Below are 24,436 nucleotides of genomic sequence, written 5' to 3'. Positions count from 1 at the left end.
GCGGCGAGACCCTGGGCATTGTCGGGCCGAACGGTTCGGGTAAATCCACGCTGCTGAAACTGCTCGCCGGCCTGCGCGAACCGAGCGCGGGTCGGGTGCAGCTCGACGGTCGGACGCTGCGCAAGATGTCGCGGCGCAGCATCGCGCAGACGCTGGCGGTGGTTGAGCAACAGGCCGATACCGACGATGGCATTCGCGTGTTCGACGCGGTGGCGCTGGGGCGGACGCCGTGGTTGTCGGCGCTGCAACCGTGGTCGCCGGCCGATGACGCCATCGTCGAGCAAGCGCTGGTCGACGTCGACGCCGTGCACCTGCGCAACCGCCTCTGGCGCAGCCTCTCCGGCGGGGAACGCCAGCGCGTGCACATCGCCCGCGCACTGGCGCAGCGCCCGCAGATCCTGCTGCTCGACGAGCCGGCCAACCACCTCGACATCCAGCATCAGTTGAGCATTCTGCAAGTGGTGCGCGCACTGCCGGTGACTACGCTGATCGCCCTGCACGATCTCAATCAGGCGCTCAAGTGCGATCGCCTGGCGGTGCTGGAGCGCGGGCGTCTGGTGGCACTGGGCGAGCCGCTGCACGTGCTGACGCCGGAGCGGTTACAGACGACTTTCGGGGTCAGGGCGCACTATCTGACAGACCCGTTCGATGGTGCGCCGATATTGCGCTTCCTTGCCTGATGCATGGGTGGCTGACACACCGCTTTCGCGAGCAGGCTCGCTCCCACAAAGGATTTGTGTGTTGCCGTGAATGACGGGGAGAACGCGAATTCTGTGGGAGCGAGCCTGCTCGCGAAGGCGTCAGGTCATCCAACATTGATGTCGATTGACACACCGCTTTCGCGAGCAGGCTCGCTCCCACAAAGGTTATGTATTCCCGGGCGATAGAGGATCAGGCCCACTCTTTGCGCAGTTGCCGCGCGGCGCTGACCATGTGCACCAACGCCGCCTCGGTCTCTGGCCAGCCTCGGGTTTTCAACCCGCAATCCGGATTGACCCACAGCCGCTCCACCGGAATACGCTGCGCCGCCTTGCGCAGCAAGCCAACCATTTCCGACACATCGGGAATCCGTGGCGAGTGAATGTCGTACACGCCGGGGCCGATGTCGTTCGGGTAGGCGAACGCTTCAAACGCTTCGAGCAGTTCCATGTCCGAACGCGAGGTTTCGATGGTGATGACATCGGCGTCCATCGCCGCGATCGACTCGATCACATCGTTGAACTCGCTGTAGCACATGTGCGTGTGGATCTGGGTTTCGTCGCGCACGCCGGAGGCGCACAGGCGGAACGCTTCGCTCGCCCAGTGCAGATACGCCGGCCACTGCGCCCGGCGTAACGGCAAGCCTTCACGGAACGCCGCTTCGTCGATCTGGACGATTTTGATTCCCACCGCCTCCAGATCATTCACCTCGTCACGGATCGCCAGCGCCAGTTGTCGTGCCTGCACTTCGCGGCTGACGTCTTCGCGCGGGAACGACCACATCAGCATGGTCACCGGGCCGGTCAGCATGCCTTTCATGACCTTGTCGGTTAGGCCTTGGGCGTAACGGATCCACTCGACCGTCATCGCTTGCGGGCGGCTGAGGTCGCCGAAAATCACCGCCGGTTTGACGCAGCGCGAACCGTAGCTCTGCACCCAGCCAAAGCGGGTGAAGGCATAGCCGTCGAGCTGTTCGGCGAAGTATTCGACCATGTCGTTGCGCTCGGCCTCACCGTGCACCAGTACATCCAGGCCGAGGCGTTCTTGAATTTCCACCGCGTGGCGAATCTCCGTGTGCATCGCATCGGTGTAATCGGCCGCGCTGAGCTTGCCTTGCTTGTAGGCCTGACGCGCCAGACGGATCGCCGCCGTTTGCGGAAACGAGCCAATGGTGGTGGTCGGGAATAACGGCAGGTCGAGCTTGCCGCGCTGTTTGGCAATACGCTGGGCAAACGGCGATTGGCGTTGCGCATCCTTGGCAGTGATCGCCGCGACCCGCGCTTGTACCGCCGGTTTGTGAATACGCGGCGAGGCAGCGCGGCTGGTCTGCACCGAACGGCTTTGCGCGAGGGCACGCAGTACCTTCGGCGCTTCCGGTTCGCTGACCGCTTGAGCGAGCACGGCGACCTCTTCGCACTTCTGCACGGCGAACGCCAGCCAGCTTTTCAGTTCGGCATCGAGCTGGTCTTCGCGGCCCAGATCAACCGGGCTGTGCAGCAATGAACAGGACGGTGCTACCCACAAACGATCACCCAGACGCTCATGAGCATGGCGCAGCGTCGCCAGCGCGTTTTGCAGATCGCAGCGCCAGACGTTCCGACCGTTGACCACACCCAGCGACAGCACCTTATAAGCCGGCAGACGATCCAGAATGGTCGGGTACTGATCCGGCGCGCGCACCAGATCGATGTGCAAGCCATCGACCGGCAGGTTCGCCGCCAGACCGAGATTTTCTTCCAGGCCACCGAAGTACGTGGCGAGCAGTTTTTTCAGCGGATCGCGCTGGATCTGGTTGTAGGCGCGCTCGAAGGCATTCTTCCAGTCCTGCGGCAGATCGAGCACCAGAATCGGCTCGTCGATCTGCACCCACTCCACACCCAACGCCGCCAGCCGCGCGAAGATCTGGCCGTACAGCGGCAGCAGGCGGTCAAGCAAATCGAGCTTGTCGAAGTCGACGCTTTTGGTTTTACCCAGCCACAGATAGGTCAGCGGACCGATGATCACCGGTTTGACGTTGTGCCCCAGCACACGGGCCTCTTCGGTTTCCTCAAACAACTGCTCCCAACCCAGCTGAAATTGTTGATCGACGCTGAATTCCGGTACGAGGTAGTGATAGTTGGTGTCGAACCACTTGGTCATTTCCTGAGCGTGGCCTTCGCCGCAGCAAGCATTGCTGACGCCTCGGGCCATGCTGAACAGGGTCTGCAGCGTGGCTTTACCGTCGTGCGGACGGAAACGTTCGGGGATCACGCCGAACATCAGCGAGTGGGTCAGCACTTGGTCGTACCAGGCGAAATCGCCAACCGGCAGCAAGTCGATGCCGGCGTTTTTCTGCAAGTCCCAATGGACCTTGCGCAGCTCACGCCCGACGTCACGCAGGCCCGCCTCGTTCAGTTCTCCTTTCCAGAACGCCTCTTGCGCTTTCTTCAGTTCGCGGTCGCGACCGATGCGCGGAAATCCCAGGGAATGGGCCAGTGCCATGACAAACAACTCCAGATGCTTATTCGATGGCAGGTATTGTCGGGAACCGGACTTGATGAAACAAACTCAATAAATTCTAGATCATCACAAGTTCTACTCATGCACAGGCGCCCCGTAGAAGCTGTCGAAGGCTGGGATCTTCTGGCCGTAGGGACGCAGAGCGTCCAAGGCTGCATTCCCACGCGGAGCGTGGGAACGATCAGAACACGTCAGGGCAACATGCAAGTTTTCGTTCTATCGTTAGATCCAAATGGCTGGATTTTCCAAGGATTAGAGGTTGCGAGAGAGGATGTCTGCGCCTAAGTTGCACGCGAGTCTTTTCCCCGCGATTGGAACGCGATCAACACCATAAAGAGGTGAAGAAATGTCAAAGGAATCACGCCCTGCCGTGCTTGGGCTGATAGGCAATACTCCGCTGGTGCAGGTCACCCGCTTCGATACCGGACCGTGCACGCTGTTTCTCAAACTCGAATCGCAGAACCCTGGCGGCTCGATCAAGGACCGTATCGGTCTGGCGATGATCGACGCTGCCGAACGTGACGGTCGCCTGCAACCGGGCGGGACGATTGTCGAGGCCACTGCCGGCAATACCGGTCTGGGTCTGGCGCTGGTCGGTCGCGCCAAAGGCTATCGCGTAGTGCTGGTGGTACCGGACAAGATGTCCACCGAGAAGGTCCTGCACTTGAAGGCCATGGGCGCCGAAGTGCACATCACTCGTTCTGACGTCGGCAAGGGCCATCCCGAGTATTACCAGGACGTCGCCGCCCGCTTGGCCAAGGACATTCCCGGCGCATTTTTCGCAGACCAATTCAACAATCCCGCCAACCCGCTGGCCCATGAATGCAGCACCGCGCCAGAGATCTGGGCGCAGACCGAACATGATCTGGACGCCATTGTCGTCGGCGTCGGTTCGGCCGGCACGCTGACCGGGCTGAGTCGTTTCTTCAAGCGCGTGCAACCGGATCTGGAAATGGTCCTGGCCGATCCGGTCGGCTCGGTGATGGCGCAATACAGCCGCGACGGCACCTTGCCGACGCCCGGTTCGTGGGCCGTCGAGGGTATCGGCGAAGACTTCATTCCGTCGATCACCGACCTGTCCAGCGTGCGTCACGCCTACTCGATCAGCGATGCGGAAAGCTTCGATCATGCACGCCAGTTGCTCAAGGCCGAGGGCATTCTCGGCGGCTCATCGACCGGCACCCTGTTCGCTGCTGCGCTGCGTTATTGCCGCGAACAGACCGAGCCGAAACGCGTGGTCAGCTTCGTCTGTGACACCGGCACGCGTTACCTGTCGAAGGTCTACAACGACCAGTGGATGACCGATCAAGGCCTGTTGCAACGCAAAGGCTACGGCGACTTGCGCGACTTGATCGCACGGCGTTTCGAAGACGGCCGGGTGATCAGCGTCGGCCCTGACGACACCCTGCTCACTGCGTTTCAGCGCATGCGTCTGGCGGATGTTTCGCAACTGCCGGTGCTGGTTGAAGGCAAGCAACTGGTGGGCGTGATCGACGAGTCCGACATCCTCCTCGGCGTCCACGAAGATGCCGCGCGCTTCAGCCAGTCGGTGTCCAGCGTGATGACCGACAAACTGCAAACCCTCGCCCCGGCTGCGACCCTGGCCGAGCTGGAAGCGGTGCTCAGCCGTGGCCTCGTCGCGATCATCGCCGACGCCTCAGGCTTCCATGGTCTGATCACCCGCACCGACATGCTCAACCAATTACGGAGATCCCTTGCATGAGTCAGCACGACGATAAATCCCAAGGCTTCGCCACCCGGGTGATCCACGCCGGGCAGGAGCCGGACCCGACCACCGGCGCGCTGATGCCGCCGATCTACGCCAACTCCACCTACCTGCAAGACAGCCCCGGCGTGCACAAGGGGTTCGACTACGGCCGCTCGCACAACCCGACGCGCTTCGCGCTGGAGCGCTGCGTCGCCGACCTCGAAGGCGGCACTCGCGCGTTCGCCTTCGCCTCGGGGCTGGCGGCGATTTCCACGGTATTGGAACTGCTCGACGCAGGCTCGCACATCGTTTCCGGCAATGACTTGTACGGCGGCACCTTCCGCCTGTTCGACAAGGTTCGCCAGCGCAGCGCCGGGCACCGTTTCAGCTTCGTCGACCTGACCGATCTGTCGGCGTTCGAAGCCTCGCTGCAGGACGACACGCGCATGGTCATGGTCGAAACCCCGACCAACCCGCTGCTGAGCCTGTCGGATCTGGCCGCCATTGCGCGCATCTGCCGCGCGCGGGGGATCATCTGCGTGGCCGACAACACCTTCGCCAGCCCCTACATCCAGCGCCCACTGGAGCTGGGTTTCGACATCGTCCTGCACTCGACCACCAAATACCTCAACGGCCACTCCGACGTGATCGGCGGCATTGCCGTGGTCGGACAGAACGACGAGCTGGCGGAAAAACTCGGTTTCCTGCAAAACGCCGTCGGGGCGATTTCCGGGCCGTTCGATGCATTCCTCACCCTGCGCGGGGTGAAGACTTTGGCGCTGCGCATGGAACGTCATTGCAGCAACGCCCTGGATCTGGCGCAGTGGCTCGAGCAGCAACCGCAGGTCAAGCGCGTCTACTATCCGGGCCTTGAGTCGCACCCGCAGCACGAACTGGCCAAGCGGCAGATGCGTGGCTTTGGCGGGATGATTTCCGTCGATCTGAACAGCGACCTGGCCGGTGCGCGGCGCTTTCTGGAAAACGTGAAGATCTTTGCGTTGGCCGAAAGCCTCGGTGGCGTGGAAAGCTTGATCGAGCATCCGGCGATCATGACCCACGCGACGATTCCACCGGAGACGCGCGCCAAGCTTGGTATTGGCGATGGCTTGGTGCGGTTGTCGGTCGGAGTTGAAGACGTTGAAGACCTGCGCGCCGATCTGGCTCAGGCACTGGCAAGAATGTAAACAGCTCCACCCAAAGAAGCCCGCGCAATGCGGGCTTCGTCTTTTTTTGTCCGTCGATCTTTCTGCCGTGGCAGTTCCCGAGGCCGATCCTATACTCAATCGGCTCGATCAAAATTATCTCGACACCCGCACGCCGTTCGGTGTGCCCGTGCCTTTCGCCAACCAGGTAGAACCCAAGCCAGTGAGTCGTGGCGTCTGTATGCATCGCGCGCGATTGATCGCTGTTTGGCAACGGGTCGTGGAGAAAACCATGAAATACAAGTTGTTGTCAGGCGTGCTTCTTGCGGTAGCGGCCAGCATTGTGGTGCCGAATGTCTTGGCGGCGCAACCGCAGGCGTTGGCTTCGGATGGGGCTGATCATGTTGGCGCCGGCGCAGTGGCTGCCGATGGCGCCGATCGTGTCGGTGCCGGCGCGGTGGCTGCCGATGGCGCTGATCGTGTCGGTGCCGGCGCGGTGGCTGCCGATGGCGCTGATCGTGTCGGTGCCGGCGCGGTGGCTGCCGATGGCGCTGATCGTGTCGGCGCTGGCGCAGTGGCTGCCGATGGCGCTGATCGTGTCGGTGCCGGCGCGGTAGCTGCCGATGGCGCTGATCGTGTCGGCGCAGGCGCGGTGGCTGCCGATGGCGCTGATCGTGTCGGTGCCGGCGCGGTAGCTGCCGATGGCGCTGATCGTGTCGGCGCAGGCGCGGTGGCTGCCGATGGCGCTGATCGTGTCGGTGCCGGAGCATTGGCAGCGGATGGGGCCGACCGCACCGGCGTCAACCGAGTGGCCTACTCCCGGGTCGGAGTCGGTTCTGATCGCGTGGCATCGTCGCTGATGACCGGCAGCTATTCCGACCAGTTCAACAGCCCACAATAATCGCCGCGAAATAACGGGCGAGCTCCTGAGCCGCCCGTTTACATTGGCCTTTACAGCATCTGTTCAACCGCTGCGCCTTGTCGATCACGCAGGGCGCGCAACGTCGCGCGTAACTCGGCCGGGCGCACAGGTTTCGACAGAATCGCAATCTGCCGGTCATGCAAGGCTGCCTGAATCTTCTCGACGTCATGCCCGGTGATGATCATCGCCGGCACGGCCCAGCCGCGCTGCCTGCGCACTTCATCGATGCATTCGATACCCGTGGCATGGGTGCCGAGGTCATAGTCGGCGACGATGATGTCGCAGTCGGTGACCAGGCCTTCAGCCGACCACTCGGCCTGCACCACGCAGCCCCAGCGCTCGAGCAACGCCGAAGTCGCGAGCAACACGTTGCGGTCATCCTCGACCAGACACACCTTCAGCCCGGTCAACAAACCCACCTGCCGCGCTTCACTGCGAACCACCGGTGACTGCGGCGCCGCCACGATCGGCAACCCCGCAAGCGTCACAGCTGTGCCGCGCCCCAACTGTGAACGCAGAGCAACGTGCACATCGATCAGTTCACCAAGACGCTTGATGATCGACAGGCCCAGCCCGACGCCCTCGACATCTTTGTCGCGCACTTGCCGTACCCGATAAAACTCCTCGAAGACCTTGTGCAGATGCTCTTCGGCAATGCCGTTGCCACGGTCATGGATGACGATGGCCAGCCCTGCCCCACGTTTACGCACGCCGATCAGCACGGGACGTTGCGCGCCGTATTTGAAGCAGTTGGAGAGCACGTTCTGCACCATGGTCGCGAGCAGCGCCGGGTCGGTTCTGACCCAGTGGTTGCACGGTCGCAGCCGCAGCTCGACGCCTGCCCAACGGGCCGCTTCCTGGTGTTGGCGTATCAGATCCGCAAGCCATTCACCGAGATTCAGCGTTTGCATTTTCGCTTCGACCCGACTGTTATCGAGGGTGTAGAGGTCGAGAATCGAGCGGAACAATTGCGAAACGTTAAGCAGCGAGCGGTCGATGTTGTCGACCAGCCGCCGCTCGTCATCGCCCAGGCGCGACTCCCGCAGACACGCGGTAAACAGACCGATGGAATGAATCGGCTGACGCAAGTCATGACTGGCCTGCGCCAGAAACCGCGACTTTTCCAGGTTAGCCGCCAGCGCTTCTTCCGACGCCTTGCGCGTACGCTCGAGCAGCAAGTGCGCATAAAACGGAATCACCGTGCTGGTGATCAGCAGCATCAGCACCATGAACGGCTGCGCCTGCCAATAAGGCGTCAGGCGATACACCACCAGCAGCGCCACCAATGCAAGGCCGGTGGCGATTGCCAGATAGCGCGAGCCGTAGCGCATGCCGTTGCCGAGATTGACCCAGACCATCACCGCATACAACGGCAGCGCCGCTTCGCCGCCGATCACCAGTCCAAAACAGGTGCCGGTGTAATCGTGGACCATGGCAAAAATCCGCCGCGCCGGATAATGCCCGGGCCAACGCGCAATGGCTTGGCGGAACGCGATCGAAGCCAGCAGAAACAAGACAATGTAAGTGATGACCGGCAGGTAGGTATCGAAGCGCTGGCCCGGCAGAAAACCCAGCACGACCATGTAAACCACCGCAATGGCAGCGATGATAATGCGCAGGTTGGCCTGGTCGAGTTCGGTATTTTTTTCGAACTTCATGGTAAACGTCCTTGTGCAGCAATCGTCAGTTTCGGAAGCAGCCTACAGGCAACCTTCGCGTCCAGTGCTAAGGTGCAGGCCTTGAATCACGCCTGACCCAGGGAGGGTCGCGTCATGACGTGCCGGATCATCATAGCCGACGATCACCCGCTGTTTCGCGAGGCGATGCTGCGCACCGTGCAGCGCTTGCTGCCCGATGCCGATACCTGCGAGGCCGGCGACTTCGACGCGGTGCTCAAGCTGCTGTCACAGGGCGACGAGCCGGACACGCTGATGCTCGATCTGCGTTTTCCCGGACTGACCTGCATCACTCAACTCGCCGACTTGCGAAGACGATTGCCGCGCACCACGCTGATCGTGGTGTCGATGGTTGACGATCAGACGCTGATCAGTGAAGTCATGGCGGCGGGCATTGACGGTTTTATCGGCAAGAACATTGCGCCGGATGAAATCGGCCAGGCAATTCTGGCGATCCGTGAAGGTGAGGTGCTGGTGAAGTCGGCGCCGTCCGGCTTGTTGCCGCTGGAAACCGCGACGACGCTGACGCCGCGTCAGCAGGACGTGCTGCGGTTGATTGCGCAAGGCAAGACCAACAAGGAAATCGCCCGTGAACTGGATATTTCGCCGTTCACGGTGAGGATCCATGTGTCTTCGTTGTTGCGCACGCTGGACGTGCCGACGCGAGCGGCAGCGGCGGTCAAGTATTCGGGGCTGTGAACCCTTTTACGGATCAACCTGCGCCATCAGATCCGGCACCGACTCCGGCCGCTTGGCATAGCGCTGCGCCAGCACCGCGCAGACCATCAGTTGAATCTGATGGAACAGCATCAGCGGTAGAATCAGCACGCCGATGGTGCTGCCGGCAAAGAGTACCTGCGCCATCGGCACGCCGGTGGCCAGGCTCTTTTTCGAGCCGCAGAACAGGATGGTGATGCGGTCTTCCTGATTGAAGCCGAAGGCTTTGCTCAACAGAATTGATGCCACCAGAACCAACGTCAGCAGGATGCAGCAGACCACCACCAGGCCGAGCAACTCGAACAACGGAATCTGCTGCCAGATGCCTTCGTTGACCGCCTCGCTGAATGCGCCGTACACCACCAGCAGAATCGAGCCCTGATCAACGAATTTCAGCCAGTTCTTGTTGCGCCCTACCCACGCGCCGATCCAGCGGCGGGCGATCTGCCCGGCAATGAACGGCAGGAGCAATTGCACGCTGATCTTCACGATCGCATCGAGGGTCGAGCCGCCGTCGCCGTGGACGTTGAGCAGCAAAGTCACCAGCAGCGGCGTAAGAAAAATCCCGAACAGGCTGGACGCCGCCGCGCTGCAGATCGCCGCCGGAATATTGCCTCGCGCCAGCGAAGTGAACGCGATGGCCGACTGCACCGTAGCTGGCAACGCGCAAAGGTAGAGCATGCCCATGTACAGCTGATCGCCGATCAGCGGTGACAACAGCGGTTTCAGCGCCAGACCGAGAATCGGGAAGAGCACGAAGGTCAGGCCGAACACCAACAGATGCAGACGCCAGTGGCCAGCGCCGGCGATGATCGATTCGCGCGACAGCTTGGCGCCATGCAGGAAAAACAGCAGGGCGATGGCGATGTTGGTCAGCCAGCCGAAGCCGACCGCGACCTGGCCGCTGGCGGGCAGGAAGCTGGCCAGCAGAACCACGCCGATCAAAGTCAGGGTGAAGTTATCGGGCAGAAAACGTGGGCGCGTCATGAGATTCATCCGGGGGTTGCCAGTGCGTGCCGACGACTCTAACGTGACTGGCAATTACCGACTAACGCCGAAGAGCCGCAAGATGCCGCCTAAAGGACATAGCAAAAGCGTGCGCCGCAGTGTTCCCGGGTTGCCCAGCCTGCCGCGCCCCGTGTACGGACGCACCGAATCGCTGCCCAACCGCGCCCTCACCCGCCGTCACAGTCATCCGTGGGTGCAGTTGTCCTACGCGATTCAGGGCGTGCTCGAAGTGCAGACCAGCGTCGGCCGTTTCGTCGCGCCGCCGGAGCGTGCGGTGTGGATTCCGGCCGGCGAGCCGCACCGGGTGTTCAGCGCACCGCATACGGAAATGCGCAGCCTGTACATCGATAGCAGCGTCACCGGTTGGGCGGCTGAGCATTGCCATGTGCTCGGCGTCAGCGCGCTGCTCAGGGAATTGATTCGCGCCTTCAGTCAGGTCCCGGTGGAATACGACGAGAGTGGCCCTGACGGACGCTTGGCCGAGGTGATCCTCGATCAACTCGCCGACGCACCGACCATCGACCTGATGCTGCCGCTGCCGCAAGACCCGCGCCTGAAGCAGATCTATCAGAGCCTGGAGCAACACCCGGAGCAGCAGACCACGCTGAGCCACTGGAGCGAAAAAATCGGTGTCACCGAAAAGACTCTGACGCGCCTGTTTTTGCGCGACACCGGCCTGACCTTCCGCGCCTGGCGCCAGCGCCTGCGCTTGCTTGGTGCCCTGACCCCGCTGGAAAAAGGCGAGCGTGTGACCGATGTTGCGCTGGCTTGTGGATACGACTCGACCTCGGCGTTTATCGCCGCGTTTCGTCAGCAGTTCGGCGAAACGCCGGGAGAGTTTTTCCGCTGATACTTCGTTTTTGCCGAACTGTCAGTCAGAAATAAACGATTTTTCTTTGCTCCAGATCCGTCGCTAGCATGGCCCCGTCTGACTTTGATCGAGAAGAGAAGATGATCCCTGTGGGAGCGAGCCTGCTCGCGAACGCGGTGGGTCAGCAACCTCAACTTCGCTGTTCCATCGCATTCTCGAGCAGGCTCGCTCCCACAGGAGATGTGCTTGCTGCAAATAAAAAGACAGGGGAGCGTGCCATGCCTGCCACGAACATCAACATCGGCGAACCCTGGATGTGGGGTGCCTTCATCATCTTCGTTCTGGCCATGCTGGCCCTGGACCTGTTTGTCTTCGGTGGGCGCAAGGCGCACCGGGTGTCGGTGCGGGAAGCGTCGGCCTGGGTGGTTGCCTGGTGCCTGTTGGCGCTGAGTTTTGCCGGGTTGCTCTGGTGGTATCTGCACGGTGAATTCGGCGGTGAAATCGCCCGGCAGAAAACCTTGGAATTCCTCACCGGCTATCTGATCGAGCAGTCGCTGTCGATCGACAACATGTTCATCTTCGTGATGATCTTCAGCTACTTCGCCGTGCCACCGGAATTGCAACGACGAGTGCTGCTGTACGGCGTGCTCGGCGCGATTGTCATGCGCGCGATCATGATTTTCGCCGGTGTGTGGCTGGTGTCGCAGTTCGAATGGCTGCTGTATGCCTTCGGTGTGTTCCTGATCATCACCGGGATCAAGATGCTGGTGTTCGCTGATCATCAACCGGATCTGGAAAAGAATCCGTTATTGCGCTGGGTGCGCGGGCATATGCGCATCACCAGCGGCTTTCATGGCGAGAAGTTTTTCATCCTGCAGAACGGCGTGCGCTGGGCGACGCCGATGTTTCTGGTGCTGGTGCTGATCGAGGCCAGCGACCTGATGTTCGCGGTCGACAGCATTCCGGCGATCTTCGCCGTGACCACTGACCCGTTCATTGTTTTCACCTCGAACATCTTCGCGATCATGGGCCTGCGCGCGCTGTACTTCCTGCTGGCGGACATGGCTGACCGTTTTCACCTGCTCAAGTATGGCTTGGCGATCGTGCTGGTGTTCATCGGCGGCAAGATGGTGCTGATGCCGTGGTTCCACATGCCGGTGGAATGGTCGCTGGCAATCGTCGGATCGGTGATTCTGGGGTCGGTGTTGTTGAGCCTGGTGACCAGCCGCGAGGCAGAACGCCGCACCGAATGACACAACACAACCCACCTGTGGGAGCAGCCTGCTCGCGAATACGCCGGTTCATTCAACATAGGAGTTGAATGACACACCGCTTTCGCGAGCAGGCTCGCTCCCACATTTGAAGTGCGATGCTCTTATTTATCGGATTTGATACTGGTCCACACCCGAGTGCGCACCCGCTCCATTTTCTGCGGCAACGGTTGCACCACATACAGGGTTTTCAGCGCTTCGCTGGTGGGGGTCAGGTTGGGGTTGTCGGTGATGTCCTTGTTGACCAGCGGCATCGAGTCCTTGTTGGCATTCGGGTAACCGAGGAAATCGCTGATCGGTGCGATCACTTTCGGGTCGAGCAAGTGGTTGAGGAATTCGTGGGCCTCGGCGACGTTCTTCGCGCTCTTCGGAATGGCGAACGTGTCGAACCAGATCGGCGCGCCCTCCTTCGGCAAACGCCAGTCGACCACCACGCCATTGCCCGCCTCTTTGGCGCGATTGCCGAACTGGTAGAAGCTGCCGGAATAACCGATCGCCACGCAGATGTCGCCGTTGGCAATGTCGGTCATGTACTTGGCCGAGTTGAAGTAGGTCACGTACGGGCGAATCTTCATCATCAAGGCCTTGGCCTTTTCATAGTCCGCCGGGTTCTGGCTGTTCGGGTCGAGGCCGAGGTAATGCAGGGCCAGCGGCAGGATCTCCGACGGCGAATCGAGCATCGCCACGCCACAGGCCTTGAGCTTTTCCATGTTCTCGGGCTTGAACACCAGATCCCAACTGTCCACCGGCGCATTTTCGCCCAGGGCGGCCTTGACCTTGGCCGGGTTGAAGCCGATCAGCACGGTGCCGTACATGTATGGCACGCCGTACTGGTTGCCGGGGTCGTTGGCGTCGAGCAATTTGAGCAGGGCCGGATCCTGGTGCTGCCAGTTCGGCAGTTTCGACTTGTCGAGTTTCTGGAACACACCGGCCTTGATCTGGGTTTCGATGAACTGATTGGACGGCACCACCAGGTCGTAACCGGAGTTGCCGGTGAGCAGTTTGGCTTCTAGGGATTCGTTGGTGTCGAAGGTGTCCCAGGTCACTTTGATCTTGCTTTGCTCGGCGAAGTCCTTGGGCACTGACGGCAGGATGTAATCCGCCCAGTTGTACACCCGCAGTTCGCGCTGCTCGGCCTGGACGGCGCTGGCCAGCAGCGTTAGGCCACACACGGTGGCGCCCAGAATGCGTTTGATCGTGACCATGGTTGTTTCCCCGAATGCGACGTGAGATCGATGGTTTTTATGTTCTGTACACGGCAGTGGCAGTAACGCTAGCCAAGGGCAAAAAAGGTCGAGCCTGTTGTTATGGTTTCGATTCTTGCTGACAGCGTAGCGCGATGACAGTAGGCGGCAGGCCAAAAGGGGATCGATATGGCCAATTTGCTTGACCGCCGAGATACGCACACAAAAATGCCCGGCACTGGGCCGGGCATTGCTGTGTTGCCGTTGGGATCAGTCGGTATAGCCGAGCCTGGCCGCCCTGCTCTGCTGCGCCTGACCACGGGTTGCGAGGCAGTAATACAGCGGCACCGTTACCACCAGACCGACCAGCCAGGACAGGTCGGCACCTTCCACCAAGTTGGCGTACGGCCCCACGTACAGCGAGGTGTTGGCAAACGGCAGCTGCACGATGATGCCGATGAAATAGGCAATGATCGCGTGCAGGTTGAAGCGCCCGTAGATCCCGCCGTCAGCGCGGAAGATCGAGGCGATGTCGTAGTTGCCGCGCTTGATCAGGTAGAAGTCGATCAGGTTGATCGACGCCCACGGCACCAGCACCAGCAAGAGCGCGAGAATCAGTCCGATGAATTCGGAAATGAAATCCGCCGAGGCACCGAGGGCGACCACACAGCATCCGGCCAGAATCACGCTCGACAGCACCACGCGCACCTTGATGCTCGGCGTCCACTGGCTGGCGAAAGTCTGAATCGAGGTGATGATCGACAACACCGCGCCGTACAGATTCAGCGCGTTGTGGCTGATGATGTTGAGCAGAAACAGCACCATCAGAATCGGCCCCAGCCAGCCGGTGGACTGCTTGACCGCTGCCATCGCTTCAGTGCCTTCCGGCGTCGCCAGTACCGCCACCGCGCCAAAGCTGAACGACAGAATCGTGCCCAGCGTCGCACCCAGATACGTCGCCCAGAAGGGTTTGGCGATGCCGATATCTGCTGGCAGATAACGCGAATAGTCGGAGACGTACGGCGAGAAGCTGATCTGCCAGATGATCCCCAGCGACACCGTCGCCAGCCAGCCGGAGAGGTTGAAACTGCCGCGCGTCAGGAAGTCTGCCGGCAAGTCATGGGCGAAGATGTAGATGAACCCGGCGAGCAACGCGCCGCCCATCACCCAGGTGCCGATGCGGTTGAGGGTGTGGATGAAGTTGTAGCCGATCACACCGATCGCCGTAGCAGCCAGCGCGCCGATCAGAATGCTCAGCGGCGCTGGCACTGACGGGGCAATGCCGACAATGGATTTACCGGCCAGCACGATGTTGGAAATGAAGAAACCGATGTAGATGAGCGCCGCAAAGAACACGATCAGCAGTGCGCCATAACGACCGAACTGACCGCGACTCTGGACCATTTGCGGAATGCCCATGCGCGGACCCTGGGCCGAGGCCAGCGCAATCACCACGCCGCCGATCATGTGCCCCAGCGCAATCGCCAGCAGCCCCCAGAACAGATTGAGGTGGAACACCTGAACCACCATGGCGCCGGTAACGATGGGCAGTGGCGCGATGTTGGTGCTGAACCAAAGAGTGAACAGATCGCGGGCCTTCCCGTGGCGTTCCGCGAGTGGGACGTAATCGACCGTATGATTCTCGATCAACGGATCTTGCCGGGACATCTGGGACATATGCATGAACTCGAGTTTGTCTGTTTTTATCTTTGTATGAAGCCAAACCGGGAGGACTCTTGGGTCGCCCCTCAGATGCAGACCATATTATGGTATTCCAAACTTTGCACAAGCCTGATCCGCTGATTCTGTCGCTCTCTGATCCGCTATCCTCGCTGATCCCACCCCTGACCGGCTAGCTGAAAGCCCCGTAAACACTGAGTTTCCGACGAAAGTGGCACGTTTATCGGTTCACCAGAAAAGCTCTTGCAAGATATGTATTACGGTATACCATCAGACCTACAAACCATAAAAACCGCGTCACACCACCCGAGGACCACCCAATGATCGATGCTGCCATTTACAAACAAGTCATGGGCTCGTTCCCGTCCGGCGTCACCGTCATCACCACGCTGGACGACGACGGCCAGATCGTCGGCCTGACCGCCAGCGCGTTCAGCTCACTGTCGATGGACCCGGCGCTGGTGCTGTTCTGCCCTAACTACAGCTCCGACTCCTATCCCGTGCTGATCAAGAACAAACGCTTTGCGATTCACCTGTTGTCCAGCGTGCAGCAAAGCGAGGCCTATGCCTTCGCGCGCAAAGGCAAGGACAAGGCGCAGGGCATCGAGTGGACGTTGAGCGAACTGGGCAACCCGATCCTCGCCAATGCCACGGCGGTGATCGAGTGCGAGTTGTGGCGTGAATACGAAGGTGGCGACCACGCGATCATGGTCGGCGCGGTGAAGAACCTGATCGTCCCCGAGCAGGTCGCCGGACCGCTGGTGTATTGCCATGGCAAGATGGGTGCGTTGCCGGTTGTGGCGTGATTTCACCAGATCTCGGATATCCCATGTGGGAGCGAGCCTGCTCGCGAATGCGATGGGTCAGTTGTTACATTTTTGACTGACCCGACACCTTCGCGAGCAGGCTCGCTCCCACAGGTTTTGGTGTTGCCTGGGCGACCGTGTCAGGTCCTAAACCGGCTCACCAACTGATTCAACGTCTGCGACAACGCCGTCAGGTTCTGCGCATCCTGGCGAGTTGAATCCGCCAGGCTCGCCACCAACTGCGCATCGCCATGAATCTGGCTGATGTGCCGATTGATGTCCTCTGCCACTTGATGCTGTTCCTCCGCCGCCGTGGCGATCTGCGTGTTCATGTCGCGGATCACGTCGACCGATTCACGGATCAATTCAAAACTCGCTCGCGCCTCGTTGATCGACACCACGGTTTCCTGCGAGACCTCAAGGCTGGCGTGCATCTGCTTGCCCATCTGATGGGTGCGCCGCGCCAGATTGCCGAGCAATGCGTCAATCTCACCGGTGGAGTCGGAAGTGCGTTTGGCCAGCGCGCGAACTTCATCAGCGACCACGGCAAAGCCCCTGCCCTGTTCACCGGCGCGCGCGGCTTCGATGGCGGCGTTGAGCGCGAGCAGATTGGTCTGCTCGGCAATCGAACGGATCGTGCCGAGGATTGACTGAATGTCGTTGCTGTCCTGTTCCAGTTGCTGCATCGACTCGGCACTGTGGCCGATCTCCTGGCTCAAGCGCCCGACGTTGCTCACCGCCGCATCGATCTGCTGCTGCCCGGTGTGAGCCTGACGCTGACCGTTGTCTGCCGAGTCGGCCGCCTGACTGCACGAGCGCGCAACCTCGTTGGAAGTGGCGACCATTTCGTGAAACGCCGTAGAAACCATGTCCACCGCCTCACGCTGACGCGAAGCCACGTCGGCCATTTCCGCCGAGACCTCGGTGGCGCTGCCGGAGCTGCTGTGAATCTGCCCCGCTGCTTGGCCGATGCGCTGAATCAACGTACGAATCGCTTCGAGAAACTGGTTGAACCAGCCCGCCAGTTGCGCGGTTTCGTCCTGCCCACGGACTTCCAGTCGCGCAGTCAGATCGCCCTCGCCTTGCGCGATGCCTTCGAGACCACTGGCGACACCACGAATCGGCTTGACCATCAGTCCGGCAAACCACGCACCGACCATCGCAAACAGCAACGCGCAAACCACAGCGATAGCGCCGATCAGCCAAGTCAAACGCGTCGCCCCGGCCATCACTTCACTGGCTTTCACCAACCCGACAAACCGCCAGCCCAACGCCTGCGACGGCCAGACCAGCGCCATGTAATCCTCCCCGGCCAGTTGCACCTCGACCAGGCCTTTGCCCGCCTCGGCCAGTTGCTGATAACCGTCGCCGAGATCGCTGAGTTTCTTGAAGTTGTGCGCCGGGTCGCTTGGGTCGACCAGCACGGTGTTGTTGGCTTCCATCAACATCAGATAACCGCTCTCGCCGAGGCGGATCTGCTTGACCAGGTCGGTCAATTGCTTGAGCGACACATCGATGTTGACCACGCCGGCATTGCTGCCCAACTGGTTGTTGAAGCTGCGCACGGTGCTCACCAGCACCACGTCATCCGCCGCCCAGTAATAGGCCTCGGTGCGAAGGGTTTTGCCGGGATTGGCCATCGCGGTTTTGTACCAGGGCCGGGTGCGCGGATCGTAGTTCGCCAACTTCGCATCGCCCGGCCAGAACAGATAACCACCCTGCTCGGTGCCGACAGATAGATAGGTGTAAGCCGGGTGCGCCTTGGCCAGACCGTCGAACAGCTTGAACAGCTGTTGATCCTGCGGCCCCAGCGGCACTTGCGCGGCGTCGCTGCTCAGGTAGCGTTTGAGGCTGGTGTCGATGCTCTGCAGTTGCGGATGCTCGGCCAGGTAAGCAACGTTCTGGCTGATGCCCTCGAAAAACAGCTGCATCGCGTTTTCCACCTGACGCACTTCGCGCCCGGTGCTGTCGGTAAAGGTGTCGCGCGCGCCATCGCGGACATTGAGGATGATCAGCGCTGCCACCAGTAACACCGGCAGGCTGGCGATTACCGCAAACGCCAAAGTCAGTTTTTGTTTTATGTTCATTGCTTGCGCCTTCCTTGTTCGAAGTGTCGGTCAGAAATATTTTGCGGATATTCCGTATTATGGTATACCAATATTCAATCAACCGAACAGCCGTCCTCGAAGGCGTGCTTGAATGGTGAGAAGACTCGCGAGCGCAACGCGTTCACGTCAGTTCGACAGGCCCGCACACGACCGGCCAATTACAAAAGACTCGAGGTAGCGTCATGAAATTTTCCCTGTTCGTACACATGGAACGCTGGGACGAAAGCGTCAGCCACCGCCAACTGTTCGAAGACCTGACCGAACTGACCCTGATGGCCGAGGCCGGCGGTTTCAGCACCGTGTGGATCGGCGAACACCACGCCATGGAATACACCATCTCCCCAAGCCCGATGCCGCTGCTGGCCTACCTCGCAGCGAAAACCACCACCATCCACCTCGGCGCCGGCACCATCATCGCGCCGTTCTGGCACCCGCTGCGCGTCGCCGGCGAATGCGCCCTGCTCGACGTGATCAGCAACGGCCGCATGGAAGTCGGTCTGGCGCGCGGCGCCTATCAAGTCGAATTCGACCGCATGGCCGGCGGCATGCCCGCCTCCAGCGGCGGCCAGGCCCTGCGCGAAATGGTCCCGGTGGTCCGCGCCCTGTGGCAAGGCGACTACGCCCACGACGGCGACATCTGGAAATTCCCCACCTCCACCAGCGTGCCGAAACCGATCCAGAAGCCCAACCCACCCATGTGGATCGCCGCCCGCGACCCCGACTCGCACAACTTCGCCGTCGCCAACGGCTGCAACGTCATGGTCACGCCATTGATGAAAGGCGACGAAGAAGTCCTCGACCTGAAGAACAAATTCCAGACCGCACTGGACAACAACCCAGACGTGCCTCGCCCACAATTGATGGTGCTGCGCCACACCCACGTGCACACCGCTGATAACCCGGACGGCTGGAAAGTCGGCGCGAAAGCGATCTCACGTTTCTATCGCACCTTCGATGCGTGGTTCGGTAACAAGCAGACACCGGTCAACGGCTTCCTCGCCCCGAGTCCGGAAGAGAAGTTTGCCGGACGTCCGGAGTTCGAACTGGAGAGCCTGCACAAGACGGCGATGATCGGTACGCCGGAAGAAATCATTCCGCGGATCAAGTACTACCAGGAACTGGGGGTGGATGAGTTCAGCTTCTGGTGTGACAACAGCTTGCCGCATGAAGAGAAGAAGAAGTCGCTGGAGTTGTTTATCAAGCATGTGGTGCCGGCGTTTCGTTGATTACTCGGCGGACGGTCTCTGACCCACTAAAAGGCCCCGGACTTGTCCGGGGCTTTAGTTTTTAGAGATCACGGGAATGCGCTGGCCCGGCTGGGTGACATCGTAAACACGCTGCTCGCAACCCCGCCCAACAAACTGAAACTCCACCAGGTAGACCTTGCTTCGCTCCGGCGTAAAGGTACTGCTCAGCGGCCCGCAGCTATAAGTGTTGCCGGTGCCCATGCCGTTGGAACGCCCCGACACTTCGAAGGGTTCGTCGGCATTGGCTTGCGCTTCCAACTGAGGGAAGTGCTTGAACGTGGCGCTATTGGCCGCTTCGTTAAGCTTGGCGATCCAGCCGAATACCTTACCCCGCTCGGAATCGACCACAGTACCCATCACTTCCATTCGCCGATCAGGATCTGTAGCACGGCGAACCGAGCACTCGACAGGATATGTGTAGCCTGTCGATTTCATGATGACTTTGGCGTGTTGTGCATCTGGCGTTGCCGTTCTTTGCTGAAGTTGGACACCATCCTTCAATAGACTGGGGGAAGAGTCTCTGACGTTGGAATGGCAGCCTGCCATCAGGACAATAAAAAGCAGCAAAAGTCCGGCTTTAATCAACTCTTTCTTACCTTTTCAAAGAGTAGCGGCCAGATTCTTCGAGTTCAACAAACCTGCATCGCTACAACTACCACAAAACATCTACAACTCTTCAATACTTTCAATTACGCCAACCACTGCCCCCCGAGGCAGCAACGCCTCATGGACAAGGTTGCCAAAGTCCTTACTCCAGACCAGTCTGTCTGCATGCGCTGTTTTTTGAAAAAAATAAACAGACCGGCGTCTCCCAAAAAGGTGCACGTTATATCTTGCACGCCTTCTAAAATGGCGGACTCTCCTTTGAAGAAATAACGATGCGCGGAAGCAAATAATTCTTTTGCAGAAATCGCCGAATCGCCCTCCTCTACATTTTCGAACTCCATTTTTGCGTAGAAGTTCACGGCAGTTTTAAGCTCGACTACATCCACCACATCAAGGAGCCTTTCCCCAAAAACAAACAACGAAAACAAGCCATTTGCCCAGAAACAACTTGAATCATTCCAATCCCTCACGACATCAAACTGAATTGAGAATATAAAAGGATCACCGTAAATCACTTCAATCTTACTCCTAGCGTTTTTTGCACCGCCGCCGGTATATAACTAGCCGACAATTGGTTGCCGGCGTCACCCGTACTACCGTTCCAGTGAAACCCACCATTCGTCCCTTCAAATCGGTGGACGTTGCCATTTTGAAAACGGGGGACAGACCACGTTTTACTCCTCCATGTCGCATAGGGTATGGTCCTTGTTCTGCGCGGCCAGCAGGTTCAGGTCATTGCCGGTGTAGACGTCGTTGCCTGCGCAGATCTTACCCGCGATCAAAGTGATGTCACGGCCCGAGCTGGGTTTTACGTCGCCGCCAGCGATTAATTCAACAGCTTTTTAAACGGTGTGGTTGTACTGCTCATGGAGGCGTTTCTTGCCGTCCTCGCTATGGGTTTCGACGTTGTGCTTATCACCGGCCGAGGACATGTTGATGTCGCGCTTGGCCTCGGCGGTAAGGTTGCCGGTAGCTTCGGCGATGGCGACGACGCTGATGTCGCGACCGGCATCGAGCTTCAGGTCACCATCGCGTTATACGCTCGACGCGAATTGAAAGGTGATCTGTCCCCGTTTATCTCCAGGACAATGTTGCCTTTGGCAATCATCTGGGTCTGTCGCAGGGTTTCGTCGGTGTTGGCCCCGACCTTTGGCCGAGACCCACGCGGCGTTGTTATTGGTTTTGGTGTGACTCTCGTCATGCAGATCCTCCACCCCTTCGAAGGTGATGGCGCCGCCGCTGTCGAGGACGAAGCCCTTGTCGCTGTCGAGTTTGGCCACCGGTAATGCTGGTCGCCTTGGCTGATCAGCGACAGGTTGCCGCCGGTCTCGATTTCGCTGCCGACCATTCCCGAAAGAAGCCACACACCGCACTTCTAGATACGCTGAGCTTTCGACTGCCGAACCTGCCAACTCTTTAGTCAGAGGTAGATTCCAGCTCTTTCAAGCTCGCAGAAAAAAAACCTCATACCTTCTCGTATATTATCTGTGTCCTTTCTTAGAACCACGTTACTTTGCGAAGAGGCATTTAGAACAAAAGTATAAATATCGGACTTCCTTTCACCGTCGATTTTAAATATAAAGAATCCTTCGCATTTTTTTGCCACCAGCTCCATAATCTGAATGAAATCATCCAGATGCACACTATTCATATCTAAAAACCCAAAACGAGCAGCATATTTATCAGAAGGATCACAAGACATCAATCCAGACCTCTCAATGCGTTAGAAATATCTTTAACATCTGTTAATTTCCCTGTAGCAACCTTATCTACGACATTCCATATCACCTGCTTTGGCGGACCATCGACACCGTTTCTTATAATTAGCCGCTCCACAACCTCAACAGCCGTTCGTTTATTCCCATTATCAAACAGATGCCCCCCCTGCGATATCTCTTATAATTGAACCAGCCTTATCAAAGAATCCATCATAATTGCTGGCGTTTGCAATAGCCGTATCCACGCTTCGAAACGATATTGAACCATCAAATTTTGAATTGATGGCGTTTATTTCACCCGCGCTTAGTCCAAATTTGAAACCACCAAGTCCTGCTCCCGATGGAATGCTAGGTGACGAGAGTAGGCCTGGTGTCGAACCTAAGCCGGGAAGAGCTACGTCGTCTAAGGCTCCGATATCCGCCGCACCTTTTGCACCAACCAGAACCTCCTCGGTTTTGCCAACCAATTTGCTCCCAGCCCCGATCCCTCCAGTCAGAATCGTCCCAGCGATTTCCGCATGATCACCCAGCATCGTTTTATGGTGAGAGTTCAGCTCGTCCGTGTGGTTCGAGTCTTGGAAATCCTGAACAATCGCTCGCTCTTCAGCACTTAACCCGCCATTTGCATCGTAGTTTTCAAGCGCCAGCGTTCCCCCTTCAGCGGCGTTCGTCTGACCATTACACTGATCGAAACCCTCGCACTTGAACAGTTCGGATCCACTGGTTTTCGCGCTCAGTTTCGCATAGGTATCCTTCACTTTCTCTCGACAGGCTGCTGGATTTTCGCTCGCTCTACAGCCCTTCAACTCTGTGACGAGATCGTCTACTTGCTGGTGATTCAGGAAGTTGTACTGTGTCGCATTGTTGGCAACCCAAGAGGCGTTTTCCAATGACTCTTGATCAGTATTGCCCAGCGCAGTTGCGGAGAGCACCCCAACAATCTGCGACCCCATGAGCAACAACTCAGGATTGCCCTTGAACCATTTGTTCATCTCACCAACAAGCGCTTCATTCGCACCAGCCGCCAACGCGCCTGTCGCAAAATCCCCGCCGGTCATCTCCGACAACAGCCCACCCACCGCCGCATGAATGATGATTTTGCCCGCTGAGCCATCATCCAGAACGCCCTGCGTGAGATCGCCCACCATGTTGAAGCTGAACGCTGCGACGGTATTGAACAGAGCCGTCTTCAGAACGTCACCGGCACTTGCATCGCCGCCGACTGCCTTGGTGATCAGCGCGGAAGTGCCACCCTGGATGATTTGGCTTCCAGCGAATCTACCGACGCCCTCCCACGTGGCTAACGACGGGCCGAGCAACTTTCCGGTATTCGGATCGTATTTCATACCCGTCAGCTGGTTCAGGTATTCGGCCATCAATCCGGCTGTCACTCCGGAAATCACATAGCCCTTCAGTGCATCGGATGAAGTAACGTCCGCGAAAACCGCTCCAAGGTTTCTGCCGTTATTGATAAAACTGGTCGTGGCATTTGTGGCTGCACCTGTTGCCACAGCGGCGAGGCCTGCGGCCCAGGCTGTGCCCATGCTCGCGCTTAGCGAAGCGAACGCAGCAGGCCCGACAAAGGCAGCCATCACGATCGCAATAATCATCTGCGAAGCCGGGCCAAGCCCCGAGTTGCTGTATTTAAACGACTCGTGAATCTCCTTCACGCGCCGCCAATCAACATCTCCCCGAGCCTCCGCATCCTTCAACCACGCCAGTTGCGGATCAGCCTTGACCATCGCATCAATGGTCTGGCTGACGGACTCCTGACTCACATCCTTGATATCAATCTTCAGCCCATCGACCGCTTTCAGGACGATGTTGCCCTTGGCGATCATCTGCGTCTGGCGCAGGGTTTCGTCGGTGTTGCCGCGACCCTTGGCCGAGACCCATGCGGCGTTGTTGTTGGTTTTGGTATGGCTCTCGTCATGCAGATCCTTCACCCCTTCGAAGGTGATGGCGCCGCCGCTGTCGAGGAGGATGTCCTTGCCGCTGTCGAGTTTGGCCACCTGGTAATGCTGGTCGCCCAGGCTGACCAGAGACAGGTTGCCGCCGGTCTTGATTTCGCTGCCGACGTGGGTGACCTGGGTGACTTCGTCGCGCTGGAGTTTCAGGTTGCCGAAACCGCCCTTCTCCTTCATGTCGTAGAGCGTGTGGTCCTTGTTCTGCGCGGCCAGAAGACTGAGGTCGTTACCGGCGTAGACGTAGGCTTCATTGCCTGCGCTGATTTTGCTCGAGATCAGTGTGGTGTCACGGCCGGAACTGGTTTTTACGTCGCCGCCGGCGATGAACTCAGCTGCTTTCTGAACAGTGTGGTCATCCTGTTCATGGACACGTTTCTTGCCGTCCTTGCTATGGGTTTCGACGTTGTGTTCATCTCCGGCCGAGGACAAATAGATGTTGCGACGGCATCGAGCTGCAGGTCACCGCCGCTTTTACGCTCGACGCGAATTTGAAGGTGGCCTGTCCCCGTTTGTCTCTCGAAAGGTGGTCTGTCCCCATTTATCCCGCTGAATTTGGACACCATCCTTTAAAAGACTGGGGGAAGAGTCTCTGACGTTGGAATGGCAGCCTGCAATCAGGAAAATAAAAAGCAGCAAAAGTCCGGCTTTAGTCAATTTTCGCTTACCC

The 24,436-nt window shown here is 59.1% G+C and carries 16 protein-coding genes and 5 pseudogenes; 9 read left to right on the top strand and 12 right to left on the bottom strand.

The features are described from left to right. Window positions 1–11: 11 nt before the first annotated feature. Window positions 12–680, top strand: a pseudogene (locus AB4N48_RS09120) (ABC transporter ATP-binding protein); the annotation flags it as partial. A 211-nt stretch (window positions 681–891) separates the two neighbouring features. On the opposite strand, the gene metE reads toward AB4N48_RS09120, so the two are convergent. Beyond that, a complete protein-coding gene (gene metE / locus AB4N48_RS09115; protein ID WP_460095194.1) occupies window positions 892–3,180 on the bottom strand; it encodes a 5-methyltetrahydropteroyltriglutamate--homocysteine S-methyltransferase in 2,289 nt (762 codons plus the stop codon). Between the two features lie 364 nt (window positions 3,181–3,544). Between metE and AB4N48_RS09110 the strand changes: the two genes are divergently transcribed. The 3 genes from AB4N48_RS09110 (at window position 3,545) to AB4N48_RS09100 (ending at window position 6,949) form a co-directional block, all read left to right on the top strand. Next, window positions 3,545–4,921: a pyridoxal-phosphate dependent enzyme gene (locus AB4N48_RS09110; protein ID WP_129999953.1), complete on the top strand. Its 1,377-nt coding sequence runs from the start codon at window positions 3,545–3,547 to the stop codon at window positions 4,919–4,921. Then, window positions 4,918–6,090 carry a cystathionine gamma-synthase gene (locus AB4N48_RS09105; protein ID WP_460095192.1) on the top strand — a complete coding sequence of 391 codons (1,173 nt, stop codon included), beginning with the start codon at window positions 4,918–4,920 and terminating at the stop codon, window positions 6,088–6,090. The genes AB4N48_RS09110 and AB4N48_RS09105 overlap by 4 nt, the downstream gene beginning before the upstream one ends. A 250-nt stretch (window positions 6,091–6,340) precedes the next feature. Next, window positions 6,341–6,949 (top strand): hypothetical protein, encoded by a 609-nt coding sequence (locus tag AB4N48_RS09100; protein WP_460095190.1) that lies wholly within the window; start codon window positions 6,341–6,343, stop codon window positions 6,947–6,949. 50 nt (window positions 6,950–6,999) lie between these two features. Here the strand turns inward: AB4N48_RS09100 and AB4N48_RS09095 are convergent, their stop codons facing one another. Next, window positions 7,000–8,628: an ATP-binding response regulator gene (locus AB4N48_RS09095; protein WP_460095187.1), complete on the bottom strand. Its 1,629-nt coding sequence runs from the start codon at window positions 8,626–8,628 to the stop codon at window positions 7,000–7,002. 114 nt (window positions 8,629–8,742) lie between these two features. Here AB4N48_RS09095 and AB4N48_RS09090 point away from each other — a divergent pair, with 114 nt between their 5' ends. After that, window positions 8,743–9,345, top strand: a complete 603-nt coding sequence (locus tag AB4N48_RS09090) for a LuxR C-terminal-related transcriptional regulator (protein WP_236169602.1) — start codon at window positions 8,743–8,745, stop codon at window positions 9,343–9,345. Between the two features lie 6 nt (window positions 9,346–9,351). Here the strand turns inward: AB4N48_RS09090 and AB4N48_RS09085 are convergent, their stop codons facing one another. Beyond that, window positions 9,352–10,350, bottom strand: a complete 999-nt coding sequence (locus AB4N48_RS09085; RefSeq protein WP_041480047.1) for a bile acid:sodium symporter family protein — start codon at window positions 10,348–10,350, stop codon at window positions 9,352–9,354. An 82-nt stretch (window positions 10,351–10,432) separates the two neighbouring features. Between AB4N48_RS09085 and AB4N48_RS09080 the strand changes: the two genes are divergently transcribed. After that, the gene (locus AB4N48_RS09080; RefSeq protein WP_460095552.1) at window positions 10,433–11,221 is read left to right on the top strand and encodes an AraC family transcriptional regulator; all 789 of its coding nucleotides are present in this window, start codon (window positions 10,433–10,435) and stop codon (window positions 11,219–11,221) included. A 239-nt stretch (window positions 11,222–11,460) separates the two neighbouring features. Further along, on the top strand, window positions 11,461–12,435 hold the full coding sequence (locus AB4N48_RS09075) for a TerC family protein (RefSeq protein WP_375122305.1): 975 nt from the start codon (window positions 11,461–11,463) through the stop codon (window positions 12,433–12,435). A 122-nt stretch (window positions 12,436–12,557) separates the two neighbouring features. On the opposite strand, the gene AB4N48_RS09070 is transcribed toward AB4N48_RS09075, so the two are convergent. After that, a complete protein-coding gene (locus tag AB4N48_RS09070) occupies window positions 12,558–13,658 on the bottom strand; it encodes a polyamine ABC transporter substrate-binding protein (RefSeq protein WP_041480044.1) in 1,101 nt (366 codons plus the stop codon). Between the two features lie 249 nt (window positions 13,659–13,907). Then, the gene (locus AB4N48_RS09065; protein ID WP_016775036.1) at window positions 13,908–15,314 is read right to left on the bottom strand and encodes a purine-cytosine permease family protein; all 1,407 of its coding nucleotides are present in this window, start codon (window positions 15,312–15,314) and stop codon (window positions 13,908–13,910) included. A 323-nt stretch (window positions 15,315–15,637) separates the two neighbouring features. On the opposite strand from AB4N48_RS09065, the gene AB4N48_RS09060 reads away from it, so the two are divergent. Next, window positions 15,638–16,123 (top strand): flavin reductase family protein, encoded by a 486-nt coding sequence (locus AB4N48_RS09060; protein WP_016775037.1) that lies wholly within the window; start codon window positions 15,638–15,640, stop codon window positions 16,121–16,123. A gap of 140 nt (window positions 16,124–16,263) precedes the next feature. Here AB4N48_RS09060 and AB4N48_RS09055 read toward each other — a convergent pair. Beyond that, a pseudogene (locus AB4N48_RS09055) lies at window positions 16,264–16,863 on the bottom strand (methyl-accepting chemotaxis protein); the annotation flags it as partial. A gap of 306 nt (window positions 16,864–17,169) precedes the next feature. Next, a pseudogene (locus AB4N48_RS09050) lies at window positions 17,170–18,054 on the bottom strand (cache domain-containing protein); the annotation flags it as partial. A 359-nt stretch (window positions 18,055–18,413) separates the two neighbouring features. Here AB4N48_RS09050 and AB4N48_RS09045 point away from each other — a divergent pair. Then, window positions 18,414–19,457, top strand: a complete 1,044-nt coding sequence (locus tag AB4N48_RS09045) for an LLM class flavin-dependent oxidoreductase (RefSeq protein ID WP_073471146.1) — start codon at window positions 18,414–18,416, stop codon at window positions 19,455–19,457. Window positions 19,458–19,511: 54 nt separating this feature from the next. On the opposite strand, the gene AB4N48_RS09040 is transcribed toward AB4N48_RS09045, so the two are convergent. The 5 genes and pseudogenes from AB4N48_RS09040 to AB4N48_RS09020 form a co-directional block, all read right to left on the bottom strand. Continuing rightward, a complete protein-coding gene (locus AB4N48_RS09040) occupies window positions 19,512–20,024 on the bottom strand; it encodes a hypothetical protein (protein WP_371857529.1) in 513 nt (170 codons plus the stop codon). A gap of 143 nt (window positions 20,025–20,167) precedes the next feature. Further along, window positions 20,168–20,599, bottom strand: coding sequence for an Imm42 family immunity protein (locus tag AB4N48_RS09035; protein ID WP_460095184.1), 432 nt, complete (start codon window positions 20,597–20,599; stop codon window positions 20,168–20,170). Window positions 20,600–21,153: 554 nt separating this feature from the next. Further along, window positions 21,154–21,429: pseudogene (locus AB4N48_RS09030) on the bottom strand (hypothetical protein); the annotation flags it as partial. A gap of 75 nt (window positions 21,430–21,504) precedes the next feature. Next, entirely contained in the window at window positions 21,505–21,786 is a 282-nt protein-coding gene (locus AB4N48_RS09025; RefSeq protein WP_095180220.1) for a hypothetical protein, read from the bottom strand. 165 nt (window positions 21,787–21,951) lie between these two features. Further along, a pseudogene (locus AB4N48_RS09020) lies at window positions 21,952–24,213 on the bottom strand (DUF637 domain-containing protein); the annotation flags it as partial. Window positions 24,214–24,436 lie beyond the last annotated feature (223 nt).

The sequence above is a fragment of the Pseudomonas sp. S2_C11 genome, from assembly GCF_054668395.1.
The sequence above is the reverse complement of the archived record's forward strand: the minus strand, read 5'-3'. Positions and strand labels throughout refer to the sequence as shown.

Excerpts from the sequence above, each read along its gene's own strand:
- metE (WP_460095194.1), bottom strand. The coding sequence starts at position 3,180 with ATGGCACTGGCCCATTCCCTGGGATTTCCGCGCATCGGTCGCGACCGC.
- AB4N48_RS09110 (WP_129999953.1), top strand. The coding sequence starts at position 3,545 with ATGTCAAAGGAATCACGCCCTGCCGTGCTTGGGCTGATAGGCAATACT.
- AB4N48_RS09105 (WP_460095192.1), top strand. The coding sequence starts at position 4,918 with ATGAGTCAGCACGACGATAAATCCCAAGGCTTCGCCACCCGGGTGATC.
- AB4N48_RS09100 (WP_460095190.1), top strand. The coding sequence starts at position 6,341 with ATGAAATACAAGTTGTTGTCAGGCGTGCTTCTTGCGGTAGCGGCCAGC.
- AB4N48_RS09095 (WP_460095187.1), bottom strand. The coding sequence starts at position 8,628 with ATGAAGTTCGAAAAAAATACCGAACTCGACCAGGCCAACCTGCGCATT.
- AB4N48_RS09090 (WP_236169602.1), top strand. The coding sequence starts at position 8,743 with ATGACGTGCCGGATCATCATAGCCGACGATCACCCGCTGTTTCGCGAG.
- AB4N48_RS09085 (WP_041480047.1), bottom strand. The coding sequence starts at position 10,350 with ATGACGCGCCCACGTTTTCTGCCCGATAACTTCACCCTGACTTTGATC.
- AB4N48_RS09080 (WP_460095552.1), top strand. The coding sequence starts at position 10,433 with ATGCCGCCTAAAGGACATAGCAAAAGCGTGCGCCGCAGTGTTCCCGGG.
- AB4N48_RS09075 (WP_375122305.1), top strand. The coding sequence starts at position 11,461 with ATGCCTGCCACGAACATCAACATCGGCGAACCCTGGATGTGGGGTGCC.
- AB4N48_RS09070 (WP_041480044.1), bottom strand. The coding sequence starts at position 13,658 with ATGGTCACGATCAAACGCATTCTGGGCGCCACCGTGTGTGGCCTAACG.
- AB4N48_RS09065 (WP_016775036.1), bottom strand. The coding sequence starts at position 15,314 with ATGTCCCAGATGTCCCGGCAAGATCCGTTGATCGAGAATCATACGGTC.
- AB4N48_RS09060 (WP_016775037.1), top strand. The coding sequence starts at position 15,638 with ATGATCGATGCTGCCATTTACAAACAAGTCATGGGCTCGTTCCCGTCC.
- AB4N48_RS09045 (WP_073471146.1), top strand. The coding sequence starts at position 18,414 with ATGAAATTTTCCCTGTTCGTACACATGGAACGCTGGGACGAAAGCGTC.
- AB4N48_RS09040 (WP_371857529.1), bottom strand. The coding sequence starts at position 20,024 with ATGGCAGGCTGCCATTCCAACGTCAGAGACTCTTCCCCCAGTCTATTG.
- AB4N48_RS09025 (WP_095180220.1), bottom strand. The coding sequence starts at position 21,786 with ATGTCTTGTGATCCTTCTGATAAATATGCTGCTCGTTTTGGGTTTTTA.